At 67.4% G+C, this 11,774-nt stretch carries 13 protein-coding genes, 1 other RNA gene and 1 pseudogene; 7 read left to right on the forward strand and 8 right to left on the reverse strand.

Annotation, left to right across the window (positions count from 1 at the left end; genetic code table 11):
* The 5 genes and pseudogenes from A612_RS03230 to gyrA all read right to left on the reverse strand — a co-directional run.
* Positions 1 to 723: pseudogene (locus A612_RS03230) on the reverse strand (bifunctional 3-phosphoshikimate 1-carboxyvinyltransferase/cytidylate kinase); the annotation flags it as partial.
* Complete coding sequence (locus A612_RS03235) at positions 723 to 1,607, reverse strand: prephenate dehydrogenase (protein ID WP_019373155.1); 885 nt, start codon at positions 1,605 to 1,607, stop codon at positions 723 to 725. The pseudogene A612_RS03230 and the gene A612_RS03235, both read right to left, overlap by 1 nt.
* A gap of 18 nt (positions 1,608 to 1,625) precedes the next feature.
* On the reverse strand, positions 1,626 to 2,723 hold the full coding sequence (pheA, locus tag A612_RS03240; RefSeq protein WP_019373156.1) for a prephenate dehydratase: 1,098 nt from the start codon (positions 2,721 to 2,723) through the stop codon (positions 1,626 to 1,628).
* 72 nt (positions 2,724 to 2,795) lie between these two features.
* On the reverse strand, positions 2,796 to 3,905 hold the full coding sequence (gene serC / locus A612_RS03245; protein WP_019373157.1) for a 3-phosphoserine/phosphohydroxythreonine transaminase: 1,110 nt from the start codon (positions 3,903 to 3,905) through the stop codon (positions 2,796 to 2,798).
* Positions 3,906 to 3,967: 62 nt separating this feature from the next.
* Positions 3,968 to 6,607 carry a DNA gyrase subunit A gene (gyrA, locus tag A612_RS03250; RefSeq protein ID WP_019373158.1) on the reverse strand — a complete coding sequence of 880 codons (2,640 nt, stop codon included), beginning with the start codon at positions 6,605 to 6,607 and terminating at the stop codon, positions 3,968 to 3,970.
* A 235-nt stretch (positions 6,608 to 6,842) separates the two neighbouring features.
* Here gyrA and ompA point away from each other — a divergent pair, with 235 nt between their 5' ends.
* The 4 genes from ompA to ssrA all read left to right on the forward strand — a co-directional run bounded on the left by ompA (position 6,843) and on the right by ssrA (position 9,362).
* Positions 6,843 to 7,502 (forward strand): outer membrane protein OmpA, encoded by a 660-nt coding sequence (gene ompA, locus A612_RS03255; RefSeq protein WP_019373159.1) that lies wholly within the window; start codon positions 6,843 to 6,845, stop codon positions 7,500 to 7,502.
* A gap of 78 nt (positions 7,503 to 7,580) precedes the next feature.
* Positions 7,581 to 8,294, forward strand: coding sequence for a bifunctional 2-polyprenyl-6-hydroxyphenol methylase/3-demethylubiquinol 3-O-methyltransferase UbiG (gene ubiG, locus A612_RS03260; RefSeq protein ID WP_019373160.1), 714 nt, complete (start codon positions 7,581 to 7,583; stop codon positions 8,292 to 8,294).
* Positions 8,291 to 8,971 (forward strand): HAD family hydrolase, encoded by a 681-nt coding sequence (locus A612_RS03265; RefSeq protein ID WP_019373161.1) that lies wholly within the window; start codon positions 8,291 to 8,293, stop codon positions 8,969 to 8,971. Before ubiG ends, A612_RS03265 begins: the two co-directional genes overlap by 4 nt.
* Positions 8,972 to 8,983: 12 nt before the next feature.
* Positions 8,984 to 9,362: a transfer-messenger RNA gene (ssrA, locus tag A612_RS16385) on the forward strand.
* A gap of 266 nt (positions 9,363 to 9,628) precedes the next feature.
* Here the strand turns inward: ssrA and A612_RS03270 are convergent.
* Together A612_RS03270 and merR are read right to left on the reverse strand one after the other, a co-directional pair.
* Positions 9,629 to 9,964: a YnfA family protein gene (locus A612_RS03270; RefSeq protein ID WP_019373162.1), complete on the reverse strand. Its 336-nt coding sequence runs from the start codon at positions 9,962 to 9,964 to the stop codon at positions 9,629 to 9,631.
* A 2-nt stretch (positions 9,965 to 9,966) separates the two neighbouring features.
* On the reverse strand, positions 9,967 to 10,374 hold the full coding sequence (gene merR, locus A612_RS03275; RefSeq protein WP_019373163.1) for an Hg(II)-responsive transcriptional regulator: 408 nt from the start codon (positions 10,372 to 10,374) through the stop codon (positions 9,967 to 9,969).
* 42 nt (positions 10,375 to 10,416) lie between these two features.
* Between merR and merT the strand changes: the two genes are divergently transcribed.
* From merT to A612_RS03290, 3 genes are read left to right on the forward strand one after another with little or no spacing between them, the layout of a single operon-like run.
* On the forward strand, positions 10,417 to 10,785 hold the full coding sequence (merT, locus tag A612_RS03280; RefSeq protein WP_019373164.1) for a mercuric ion transporter MerT: 369 nt from the start codon (positions 10,417 to 10,419) through the stop codon (positions 10,783 to 10,785).
* A gap of 12 nt (positions 10,786 to 10,797) precedes the next feature.
* On the forward strand, positions 10,798 to 11,082 hold the full coding sequence (gene merP / locus A612_RS03285; RefSeq protein WP_019373165.1) for a mercury resistance system periplasmic binding protein MerP: 285 nt from the start codon (positions 10,798 to 10,800) through the stop codon (positions 11,080 to 11,082).
* Positions 11,079 to 11,309, forward strand: coding sequence for a GDCCVxC domain-containing (seleno)protein (locus A612_RS03290; protein WP_019373166.1), 231 nt, complete (start codon positions 11,079 to 11,081; stop codon positions 11,307 to 11,309). The genes merP and A612_RS03290 overlap by 4 nt, the downstream gene beginning before the upstream one ends.
* On the opposite strand, the gene A612_RS03295 is transcribed toward A612_RS03290, so the two are convergent.
* Positions 11,295 to 11,774, reverse strand: a 480-nt coding sequence (locus A612_RS03295; protein ID WP_420891022.1) for a hypothetical protein, incomplete at its 5' end; no start/stop codon positions are given. The two genes, A612_RS03290 and A612_RS03295, sit on opposite strands and share 15 nt — an antisense overlap.

Here is an 11,774-nt window from a genome sequence, read left to right on the forward strand (position 1 = left end):
GTAGCGGCTGCCGGCAGGGATGGTGAAGCGCTGCCAGTCCTCGCCCCGCTCAACGCCGATGCCAAAGCGCGCCAGCAATTCGAGCGTGATGTGGATGTAGGGCCGCGAGATCAGCTCGCCCACGACCTCGACGGTGACGGCGCGCTCGCGCGCCACCAGGGGAAGCGCCATCAGCAGCGCCGTCAGGAACTGGCTCGACACGTCGCCGCGCACGCGGATCGGCCCGTCCAGCTGCAGCGGTGGCAGGCCGTTCGCGTGCGCGATGCGCAGTGGCGGGAAGCCCTCGTTGCCGAGGTAGTCGATGCGGCAGCCGAGCTGGCGCAGCGCGTCCACCAGGTCGCCGATGGGCCGCTCGTGCATGCGCGGGATGCCGGAGAGTTCGAACTCCCCCCCGAGCAGCGCCAGCGCGGCGGCCAGCGGGCGCATGGCGGTGCCGGCATTGCCGAGGAACAGCCTCGCGGGCGAGCGTGGCGCCTTCGCCCCCAGGCCCGTGATGCGCACTTGGTCGCCGGGCAGTTCCTCGACGCCGCAGCCGATGGCGCGCAGCGCATCGAGCATCACGCGCGTGTCGTCCGAGGCCAGCAGCTCGTGCACCTCGGTCGTGCCCTCGCTCAGCGCCGCCAGCAGCAGCACGCGGTTGGAGATGCTCTTGGAGCCGGGCAGGGCGACGCTGCCACCGGCGCTGGCGAGCGGCGGCAGGTCCAGGAAGGCAGTTGCAAACATCAGGGGTCCTCGGTGCCGCGCGCGCGGCCCATGCGCCAGTGCGCGCGCGTGGCGCTGGCGAGGGTGATCAGGTCTTCCAGGGGCTGGTCGCTGTCGGCCTGCATGGCGTCCTCCAGCGCCGCCAGCGCTTCCTTGAAGAGGCGGGATTGGGCGAGCACCTCATCGCGGTTGGCGCGCAGCACGTCGCGCCACAGCTGGGGGTCGGCCGCCGCGATGCGCGTGAAATCCCGAAAGCCCGGCCCGGCCACCGACAGCAGGGCGTCGGCCTGGGGCTGGCCGTTGATGCTGCCCATCAGGGCGAAGGCCAGCAGGTGGGGCAGGTGGCTGACCGCTGCGAAGGCGGCGTCGTGCACTTCCGGTGCCATGCTCTGCACGCGGCAGCCCAGCGCCGTCCACAGCTCCTGCGCCTGGCGCAGCTGCGCCGTGCGGGTGTGCTCGGTGGGCGTGAGGATGACCTGCGCGCCCTGGTAGAGCTGCGCGTCGGCGTGCTCCACCCCCGCGACCTCGCGCCCGGCGATGGGGTGCGCCGGCACGAAGCTGCCGAACTGGTCGCGCAGCGCCTGGCGCGCCGCGCGCACCACGTCGTGCTTGGTCGAGCCGACGTCCATGACCAGCATGTGGGGGGTCACGAGGTGCCGGATGGCCTTGAGCGTGGCCCCGGTCGCCGCCACCGGCACGGCCACCAGCACCAGGTCGGCACCGGCCACCGCCAGCAGGGCCGAAGGCGCCTCCACGTCGATCACGCCCAGCTGGCGTGCGCGCACCGTGGTGGAGGGCGACTTGCTGTAGCCCACCACGCGGCGCACCAGCCCGGCGCGCTTGCATGCCAGCGCAAAGGAGCCGCCCATCAGGCCGCAGCCGATCAATCCGAGTTGCTCGAACATGGGAATGCGCCCCGGCTCTCAGGAGGCCACGGGATAGGTGCCCAGCACCTTGTAGAAGGCGCACAGCTGCTGCAGCTCGGCCAGGGCCGCCGCGACGTTCTCCTCGGCGGGGTGGCCCTCGATGTCGATGTAGAAATAATATTCCCACTGCCCGGTGCGCGCCGGGCGCGATTCGAAGCGCGTCATCGACACGCCATGCTTCTTCAGGGGCACCAGCAGGTCGTGCACCGCCCCCGGGCGGTTGGGCACGGAGATGATCAGGCTGGTGCAGTCCTTGCCCGTGGGCGCCGGGGTGGCCAGGGTGTGCGGCAGGCAGATGACGGCAAAGCGCGTGCGGTTGTAGGCGTCGTCCTGGATGGCGCGGGCGACCACGTGCAGTCCGTATTGCTGCGCGGCGCGCTCGCTGGCGATGCTTGCCCAGGCAGGATTCGTGGCGGCCAGGCGGGCGCCTTCGGCATTGCTCGACACCGGCCGGCGCTCGGCGTGCGGCAGGTGCTTGGCCAGCCAGGCGTGGCATTGCGCCAGCGCCTGCGGGTGCGCCAGCACGGCCTCGATCTCCTCGGCCGAGGGCTCCAGGCGCAGCAGGTTGTGGCGCACCAGCAGGCTGACCTCGCCCACCACCTGGCAAGGCGTGTGCAGGAACATGTCGAGCGAGCGCGTGACCACGCCCTCGTTGGAATTTTCCACGCCCACCACGCCGTACTGCGCGCTGCCGGCCGCGGTGGCGTGGAACACCTCGTCGAAGCTGTTGCAGTACATCAGGTCGGCCGCGCCGCCGAAGTACTCGATCGCCGCCTGCTCGCAGAAGGTCCCTTCCGGCCCCAGCACCGCCACACGCTGCGGCGATTCCAGCGCCAGGCAGGCCGACATGATCTCGCGCCAGATGGCGGCCACGTGCGCCCCCTTGAGCGGGCCGGGGTTGGCGCGCGTGATCTTCTCGATCACCTGGGCCACGCGGTCCGGGCGGAAGAAGGGCGAACCCTCGCGCTTCTTGACTTCGCCCACCTGCTCGGCCACCCGGGCGCGCTCGTTGAGCAGTTGCAGCAGTTGCTGGTCCAGCCGATCGATCTGCGTGCGCAGCTCGGCAAGGTCGGGAGAGGCGTGGGGCGTGTTCATCGGGGCAGGAGAAGGGGCTTCGGGGCCCTTGTCGTTGTTGTGCGGGCGCGCCGGGGGCCGGGCGCCACGCTCTCAGGCGTGGTGCTGCTCGAATTCTCGCATGTAGGCAATCAGCGCCTCGACGCCCTCCATCGGCATGGCGTTGTAGAGGCTGGCGCGCATCCCGCCCACGGACTTGTGGCCCTTGAGCTGCAACAGCCCGCGCTCGCGCGCCCCGGCCAGGAAGGCGTCGTTGCGCGCCTCGTCGCGCAGCAGGAAGGGGATGTTCATGCGCGAGCGGCAGTGCGGCGCCACCTGGTTCACGTAGAACTGCGACTGGTCGATGTAGCCGTACAGGCGCTCGGCCTTGGCGATGTTGCGCCGCTCCATGGCAGCGATGCCGGTGGCCTCGCCCTCGCGCTGGCGCAGCAGCCACTGGAAGGTAAGGCCGGCGATGTAGATCCCCCAGGTCGGGGGCGTGTTGTACATGGAGCGGTGCTCCGCGACGATGGCGTAATCGAAGGCGCTGGGGCAGATCGGCAGCGCGTGGCCGAGCAGGTCCTCGCGCACCACCACCAGCGTGAGGCCGGCCGGGCCCAGGTTCTTCTGCGCGCCGCCGAAAGCCAGGCCGACGCGCGACCAGTCCACCGGGCGCGAGGCGACGTTCGAGGAGAAATCCACCACCAGCGGCGCGTCGCTGCCGAGCGCGCGCAGGTCCGGCAGCTCGTGGAATTCGACGCCGTGGATGGTCTCGTTGCTGCACAGGTGCACGTAGCTGGCGCCGCGGCTGAGCTGCCAGCTGGCCGGGTCGGGGATGCTGGTGAAGTGGCTGTCCTCGCCCGAGGCCGCGGTGTGGACCTCGGCGGCGTATTTCAGCGCCTCCTTGCGCGACTTCTGGCTCCACGCGCCGGTGACGACGAAGTCCACGGTGGCGGCGCGCGAGAGGTTCATCGGCACGATGGCGTTTTCCGCCACGCCGCCGCCCTGCATGAACAGGATGCGGAACTCCGGCGGCACCGCCAGCAGCTCGCGCAGGTCGGCCTCGGCCTGCTCGTAGATGGCGATGAATTCCTTGCCGCGGTGGCTCATCTCCATGACACCCATGCCGCTGCCGTGCCAGTCGAGCATCTCGGCGGCGGCCTGGCGCAGGACTTCCTCGGGGATCGCGGCCGGGCCGGCGGAAAAATTGAAGGGGCGGTTCATGGCTCTGGCAATGCTTCGGGCGCCCCCGGCGGGCGGGGGCAGGGTTGGGGGGAGGGGCGTTCTCAGTCCTGGGCTTCGTCGGCCGCAGGTCCGGCCTCGTCGGCGGAATCGGCGCCGTGGGCGTCGTTTTCCACGATGCGCTGCAGACCGCACAGGCGCGCACCGTCGTCCAGCGCGATCAGCGTCACCCCTTGCGTGGCGCGCCCGAGCTCGCGGATCTCCGACACGCGCGTGCGCACCAGCACCCCGGTGTCGGTGATCAGCATGATCTCGTCGTCGGGGCGCACCAGCGTGGCGGCGACGACGCGGCCGTTGCGTTCGGACTGCTGGATGGCGATCATGCCCTTGGTGCCGCGGCCGTGGCGCGTGTACTCGCCGATCGGCGTGCGCTTGCCGAAACCGTTCTCGGTGGCGGTGAGCACGCTTTGCGATTCGTCCTCGGCCACCAGCATGGCGATCACGCTCTGGCCTTCTTCCAGCGTCATGCCCTTGACGCCACGCGCGTTGCGGCCCATGGGGCGCACGTCGTTTTCGTCGAAGCGCACGGCCTTGCCGCCGTCGGAGAACAGCATCACGTCGTGCTGGCCATCCGTCAGCGCCGCGCCGATCAGGTAGTCGCCCTCGTCCAGGCCCACGGCGATGATGCCGACCTTGCGCGGGTTGGAGAATTCCGACAGCGCCGTCTTCTTCACCGTGCCCATGCTGGTCGCCATGAACACGTAGTGGTCCTCGGGGAAGTGGCGCATGGCGCCGGTGAGCGGCAGCACCACGTTGATCTTCTCGCCGTCCTGCAGCGGGAACATGTTGACGATCGGCCGCCCGCGCGAGCCGCGCGAGCCGGCCGGCACTTCCCACACTTTGAGCCAATACAGCCGCCCGCGGTTGGAGAAGCACAGGATCCAGTCGTGCGTGTTGGCGATGAACAGCTGGTCGATCCAGTCGTCTTCCTTGGTCTGCGTCGCCTGCTTGCCGCGCCCGCCGCGGCGCTGCGCGCGGTACTCCGACAGCGGCTGGCTCTTGATGTAGCCCGTGTGGCTGAGCGTCACCACCATGTCGGTGGGCGTGATCAGGTCTTCGGTCGACAGATCCTGCGCGCTGTACTCGATGGTGCTGCGGCGCGCGCCAAGGCGCGTCTGGCCGAATTCCGTGCGCAGCGCCGTGAGCTCCTCGGCGATGATGGTCGAGACGCGCCCCGGGCTCGCGAGGATGTCCAGCAGATCGTCGATGTGCGCCATCACGTCCTTGTATTCCCCGACGATCTTGTCCTGCTCCAACCCGGTGAGGCGCTGCAGGCGCATCTGCAGGATCTCCTGGGCCTGCGTGTCCGACAGGCGGTACAGGCCGCCTTGCTGCATCCCGAACTCACGCTCCAGCCCTTCCGGCCGGTAATCGTCGGCGTTCACCACGTCGCCGCCCTCGCGCGTGCGCGTCAGCATCTCGCGCACCAGCTGGCTGTCCCAGGAGCGGCTCATCAGCTCGGCCTTGGCAACGGGCGGCGTGGGCGATTCGCGGATGATGCGGATGAACTCGTCGATGTTGGCCAGCGCCACCGCCAGGCCTTCCAGCACGTGGCCGCGCTCGCGCGCCTTGCGCAGTTCGAACACCGTGCGTCGCGTCACCACCTCGCGGCGATGCTGCAGGAAGACGACGATCAGGTCCTTCAGGTTGCACAGGCGCGGCTGGCCATCGACCAGCGCCACCATGTTCATGCCGAAGGTGTCCTGCAGCTGCGTCTGCTTGTAGAGGTTGTTCAGCACGACCTCGGGCACCTCGCCGCGCTTCAACTCGATCACCAGCCGCATGCCCGACTTGTCGGACTCGTCCTGGATGTGGCTGATGCCCTCGAGCTTCTTCTCGTGCACCAGCTCGGCCATGCGCTCTTGCAGCGTCTTCTTGTTGACCTGGTAGGGCAGCTCATCGACGATGATCGCCTGGCGCTGGCCGCGGTCGATGTCCTCGAAATGCACCTTGGCGCGCATCACCACGCGCCCGCGCCCGGTGCGGTAGCCTTCCTTGACGCCATTGATGCCGTAGATGATGCCGGCGGTGGGAAAGTCCGGCGCCGGGATGATCTCCATCAGCTCGTCGATGGTGGCTTCCGGGTGGCGCAGCATGTGCAGGCAGGCATCCACCACCTCGTTGAGGTTGTGCGGCGGGATGTTGGTCGCCATGCCGACGGCGATGCCCGCGGAGCCGTTGACCAGCAGGTTGGGCAGGCGGCTCGGCAGCACCAGCGGCTCGCTCTCGCTGCCGTCGTAGTTGGGGCCGAAATCCACCGTCTCCTTGTCGATGTCGGCCAGCATCTCGTGGGCGATCTTCGCGAGGCGGATCTCGGTGTAGCGCATCGCGGCGGCGTTGTCGCCATCGACCGAGCCGAAGTTGCCCTGGCCGTCGACCAGCATGTGGCGCAGCGAGAAGTCCTGCGCCATGCGCACGATGGTGTCGTAGACTGCGCTGTCGCCGTGCGGGTGGTACTTGCCGATCACGTCGCCCACGATGCGCGCGGACTTCTTGTACGGCCGGTTCCAGTCGTTGTTCAGCTCGTGCATGGCGTAGAGCACGCGCCGGTGCACCGGCTTGAGGCCATCGCGCGCATCCGGCAGGGCGCGCCCGACGATCACGCTCATGGCGTAGTCGAGGTAGCTGCGGCGCATCTCCTCTTCCAGGCTGATGGGCAGGGTCTCTTTGGCGAACTGGTTCATGGCAACGGACGGTCAGGCTGCGGTGCAGCGGGAATCGGCCATTCTAGGGGCTTCGCCTTGTCGCAGCAGCGCAACATATTGCCGGTATTGCGCTTTTGTCCTACGGTTCGGCCCCCCTGCGGGAGGCCCCGCGCTTGTTACGTATGGCACAATCGTTTCAACGTTTTTGGTGATGGTCACTGACGACGTCCATGTTTCGCAGCGCGGCTGCGGCTTTATCCCCAAGAGGAGAACCATGAAGAAACTGAACAAAGTGGCGATGTTGTTGGCCTCTGCCGTGCTTGCTACCTCGGCTGGTGCCCAAGTGAAGGCGGCCGATGGCGGCAATGTGATCGACAACTGGCAAAACGGCACGGGCGAGCTGGTCTGGAAGAACGGCACGAACGAGCTGTGCTGGCGCGACGCCAACTGGACGCCCGCCACGGCAGCCGAAGGCTGCGACGGTGCTCTGGTGAAGGCCGCTCCGGCTCCTGCCGCCGCCCCGGCCCCGGCTCCTGCGGCCGCCCCCGCCCCGGCTCCCGCACCCGCTCCGGCCACGGCCAGCAAGGTGACCTACGCCGCCGACGCGTTCTTCGACTTCGACAAGTCGGTTCTGAAGCCCGAAGGCAAGGCCAAGCTGGACGACCTGGTGTCCAAGGTGCAGGGCATCAACCTGGAAGTGATCATCGCCGTGGGTCACACCGACTCCATCGGTACCGATGAGTACAACCAGAAGCTGTCCGTGCGCCGCGCCGAAGCCGTGAAGGCCTACCTGGTCTCCAAGGGCATCGACAAGAGCCGCGTGTACACCGAAGGCAAGGGCAAGAAGCAGCCTGTGGCGGACAACCGCACCAAGGAAGGCCGCGCCAAGAACCGCCGCGTGGAAATCGAAGTGGTCGGCACCCGCGCCAACTGATCCACTTCTCAGTGACCAGAAAAGAGCCCCGGCAACGGGGCTTTTTTTCGTCTGCGGTTTTCAGAGGAGAATGCGTCCATGACCGAGAACGTGAATGCCGATCCGGCGGAACTCGCCAAGTTTTCCGAGCTGGCCCACCGCTGGTGGGATCCGGAGAGTGAATTCAAGCCCCTGCACCAGATCAACCCGCTGCGGCTCGACTGGATCGACCAGATCGCGCCGCTCGAGGGGCGCTGCGTGCTGGATGTGGGCTGCGGCGGCGGAATCCTTGCGGACTCCATGGCGCGCAGGGGGGCGGACGTCCTGGGCATCGATCTGGCCGACAAGGCGCTGCGCGTGGCGCGCCTGCACGCCTTGGAGGCCGAAACCCCGCGCGTGCGCTACCGCGAGATCAGCGCCGAGGCGCTGGCTGAGGAGGCGCCGCAGTCCTTCGACGTGGTGACCTGCATGGAAATGCTGGAGCACGTGCCCGATCCCGGGTCGGTGGTCAGGGCCTGCGCACTGCTCGTCAAGCCCGGAGGCTGGGTCTTCTTCTCGACCATCAACCGCAACCCGAAGGCCTTTGCCTTTGCCATTTTGGGGGCCGAGTACCTGCTCAAGCTGTTGCCGCGCGGCACGCACGAGTACGCCAAGTTCATCCGTCCGAGCGAGCTGGCGGCCGCCTGCCGCCATGCCGGGCTGGAGCTGGTGCACACGCGGGGCATGGAATACAACCCCCTGACCGGGCGCTACTGGCTGAGCAGCGACACCAGCGTGAACTACCTCTTTGCCACCCGGAGACCCGCCGAATGAGCGGCGCAGCCGACTGGGGCGGCGTGCGCGCCGTGCTGTTCGACCTGGACGGGACCCTGATCGACAGCGCACCGGACCTGGGCCGCGCGGCCAACCAGCTGCGCACGCAGCGTGGCCTGGAGCCCCTGCCGTTGTCCTGCTACCGGCCCATGGCGGGCGCGGGCGCGCGCGGCATGATCTCCATCGCGCTCGGGATCGCGCCCGACCACGCAGACTTCGATGCCCTGAAAGAGGAATTCTTCGACAACTACGAGCGCTGCATCCACGAGCAGACGGAAGTGTTCGAGCAGGTGGCCGAGCTGCTGGGCGCCCTGGAGCGGCAGGCGCTCGCTTGGGGCGTGGTGACCAACAAGTCCACGCGCTTCACTTCGCTGATCGCCCAGCGGCTCGAGCTGATCGGGCGCGCCGCCACCATCGTGAGCGGCGACACCACCCCGCACGCCAAGCCGCACCCGGCGCCGCTGCTGGAGGCTGCCACGCGACTGGAACTTTCGCCGGCCGAGTGCATCTATGTAGGTGATGACCTGCGCGACGTCCAAGCGGGACGCGCGGCGGGCATGCGCACGGTGGCGGCGCTCTACGGCTACCTGGGGCAAGATGGTGAGGCCACCGCGTGGGGAGCGGATGGCTGCATCGAATCTCCCCTGGGGCTATTGAAATTGCTGCACTTGGCGTAAAATACGGAACACGGGGCTGTCCTGGTTTCGACGTGGGTTCGGAATCGGAGTGGTGCATGTCGAGCTTGAGTGACGCTCGTAAATCTCCATTCGACAAAGTAACTGCAAACGACGAACGTTTCGCACTCGCCGCCTAAATACCGGTGAGCCTTGCAACAGCACGCTGATGGGCTGGGCAAGGGGGCCGCAAGGCCTCCCGGCTGCAAGGGAATTCACATCAGCTGGCGCTGTGCCGGGTACCTTGGCATGGCGTGAGATCCAAGGGTACTGGCGTCCTGCATAGCGTGCGTCTGCGCGATGTGGGATGCGAGATCCAAACCAGAACGCTAAACATGTAGATCTGCCCGAAGAAGGCTTGCGGACGCGGGTTCAATTCCCGCCAGCTCCACCAATACCCAAAATCCCAACCCTCATCGGTTGGGATTTTTTTTGCCCGTTCCCCCAGTGTTGGCGCGGTTTCCGGGCCTGGGCTCTTGACCTTCCCCTTGCGGGTACGCCGATGTTCAGGCCCGACTGTGCCGTTTTTCTCTCTCCGTTCTCTGCGGGTCTCTTGACCGAGCAAGTGGCGAAGTCGTGTGTTTTCAAGGGGTTGATGGCTGCGGGTTGCGGTTTTCGTTTGCTGTAGCGCAGGCGACCGAGAACGGATCGAGGCAGCGCTCACCCAGACGTTGAAGGCTGCAATGCGATGACCGCCATACCGACCAAGGCGACGCTGGCTCCCGCGACGTCCCAGCGGGTCAAGTTCACGCCATCGACGAAATGCAGCCAGACCAGCGCGACGGCGATGTACATCCCGCCGTAGGCCGCGTAGGTGCGCCCCGCTGCCGTCGGATGCAGCGTCAGCAGCCACGCAAACAGCCCGAGCGACAAGGCAGCCGGTACCAGCAGCCACACCGGCTTGTCCTGCTTGAGGACGAGCCAAGGCAAGTAGCAGCCAACGATTTCAGCGACCGCCGTGACGGCAAACAGGATGGCGACTTTCATCAGTTCCATCGTCACGCCTCCTGTAGGGCATGGATCAGCGGACAGCGCACTTCGCCCTGGGCGGCGCAGCAGCGCTGCACCAGATCCTGCAGCACGACTTCGATGCGGCGCAGGTCGGCCAGGCGCTCGCGCACATCGGCCAGTTTGCGCTCGGCCTGCGCGCGGGCCTCGGTGCAATGCGATCCATCCTCGAGCTTCAGCAATTCCCCGATCTCGTCCAGGCTGAACCCCAGGCGCTGGGCCGATTTGATGAAGCGCACGCGCGCCAGATCCGCCTTGCCGTAGCGACGGATGCCGCCCAGCGGCCGGTCGGGTTCCTGCATCAGCCCCTTGCGTTGATAGAAGCGGATCGTCTCGACGTTGACCCCGGCGGCATCGGCCAGGACGCCGATGGTCAGGGTTTCGGGGGGTTCATTCATGGCGCTTGACTCCGTACTTAAGTACGGAAGTAAGATTAACACATGAATACAGATCGACCAACAGATACACAAGGCGGCGGACGCGGCGCGCTGCTGGCGGGCGGGCTGGCCGCCATCCTGGCCTCCACCTGCTGCCTCGGCCCCCTGGTGCTGATCACGCTCGGCGTTTCGGGCGCGTGGATCAGCCACCTGACCCTGCTCGAACCCTACCAGCCCCTGTTCATCGGCGCGGCGGTGGTGGCGCTGTTCTTCGCCTACCGGCGCATCTGGCGACCGGCCACGGATTGCGTACCGGGGCAGGTCTGCGCGCGGCCGTCGGTCAAGCGCAGCTACAAGCTGCTGTACTGGATCGTGGTGGCGCTGGTGGTCCTCGCCCTCGGATTCCCGCTCATCGCGCCCTGGTTCTACTGAAAGGAGATTGCCATGAAGAAGCTCGTTGCGCTGGCCACATGTGCCGCCTTCGCCTCGCCCTTGTGGGCAGCGACCCAGACCGTCACCTTGTCCGTGCCCGGCATGAACTGCGCCACCTGCCCGATCACGGTGAAGAAGGCGCTGACCCAAGTATCGGGCGTCAGCAAGACCGAGGTGAGCCTGGACCGGCGCGAGGCCACGGTGACCTTCGATGATGCGAAGACCGACGTCGAGGCCCTGACGCGTGCAACCAAGGAGGCGGGCTACCCCTCGACCGTCGTAGGGAACGCCAAATGACGGCAGTGATCCTGGAATCGACGCTGACCTGTCCCGCGTGCGGCTACGCCAAGACCGAGACGATGCCCACCGATGCCTGTCAGTGGTTCTACGAGTGCGAGCAGTGCCACACGGTGCTCAAGCCCAAGCCGGGGGATTGCTGTGTGTACTGCTCCTACGGCACCGTGCCGTGCCCGCCGATTCAGGAGCGCGGCAAGGGCAGCTGCTGCGGCTCATCGGCCGGATAGCAGGCGCGCGCACTGAACGTCCCATCGCTGCGGGATGGCCCGGCGGCAGACACGCTCCAGGGTCACCCCAGCATCCTCACCGGCTGCGCAGGATTCAACGATGCTGGGTGCCAAGTGAGCCAATCGGGCGATTCTGCTGGCGCGACCGAGATCAAGGCCCTCGGCTTGTGCGATCTCGCTGATCGATGCGAATCGCCCTTCGTCCAGCAGGCGTTGCCAGTGGTGTGCGAGGCCAAGCGCCCGCATCAACGCGGTGTCCTGCGCGGCCGACCGGGCTTGCCGCTCCCGGGTGGCCTCGGACAGAAATGCCTGCGGCGCGTCCAAGGGCGTGATGACCTGCTTCTTCAGCCCCCGCTTCACCAGCGTCCAGGGCACGAAGGTTTCCAGTTGTACGCCGCCTGCCGGGTTCGGCAGTTGATAGGTGACCGGATCACCCTTGTGACCTGCTCCCCATAGGCCGTACCA

This window comes from Melaminivora alkalimesophila (assembly GCF_000282995.1).
Lineage (GTDB): Bacteria > Pseudomonadota > Gammaproteobacteria > Burkholderiales > Burkholderiaceae_C > Melaminivora > Melaminivora alkalimesophila.

Bases quoted from the DNA above. Each gene is read 5' to 3' on its own strand.
- ompA (WP_019373159.1), top strand. From the start codon at position 6,843: ATGAAGAAACTGAACAAAGTGGCGATGTTGTTGGCCTCTGCCGTGCTT.
- A612_RS03265 (WP_019373161.1), top strand. From the start codon at position 8,291: ATGAGCGGCGCAGCCGACTGGGGCGGCGTGCGCGCCGTGCTGTTCGAC.
- A612_RS03290 (WP_019373166.1), top strand. From the start codon at position 11,079: ATGACGGCAGTGATCCTGGAATCGACGCTGACCTGTCCCGCGTGCGGC.
- pheA (WP_019373156.1), bottom strand. From the start codon at position 2,723: ATGAACACGCCCCACGCCTCTCCCGACCTTGCCGAGCTGCGCACGCAG.
- gyrA (WP_019373158.1), bottom strand. From the start codon at position 6,607: ATGAACCAGTTCGCCAAAGAGACCCTGCCCATCAGCCTGGAAGAGGAG.
- A612_RS03270 (WP_019373162.1), bottom strand. From the start codon at position 9,964: ATGGAACTGATGAAAGTCGCCATCCTGTTTGCCGTCACGGCGGTCGCT.
- merR (WP_019373163.1), bottom strand. From the start codon at position 10,374: ATGAATGAACCCCCCGAAACCCTGACCATCGGCGTCCTGGCCGATGCC.
- merT (WP_019373164.1), top strand. From the start codon at position 10,417: ATGAATACAGATCGACCAACAGATACACAAGGCGGCGGACGCGGCGCG.
- ubiG (WP_019373160.1), top strand. From the start codon at position 7,581: ATGACCGAGAACGTGAATGCCGATCCGGCGGAACTCGCCAAGTTTTCC.
- A612_RS03235 (WP_019373155.1), bottom strand. From the start codon at position 1,607: ATGTTCGAGCAACTCGGATTGATCGGCTGCGGCCTGATGGGCGGCTCC.
- merP (WP_019373165.1), top strand. From the start codon at position 10,798: ATGAAGAAGCTCGTTGCGCTGGCCACATGTGCCGCCTTCGCCTCGCCC.
- serC (WP_019373157.1), bottom strand. From the start codon at position 3,905: ATGAACCGCCCCTTCAATTTTTCCGCCGGCCCGGCCGCGATCCCCGAG.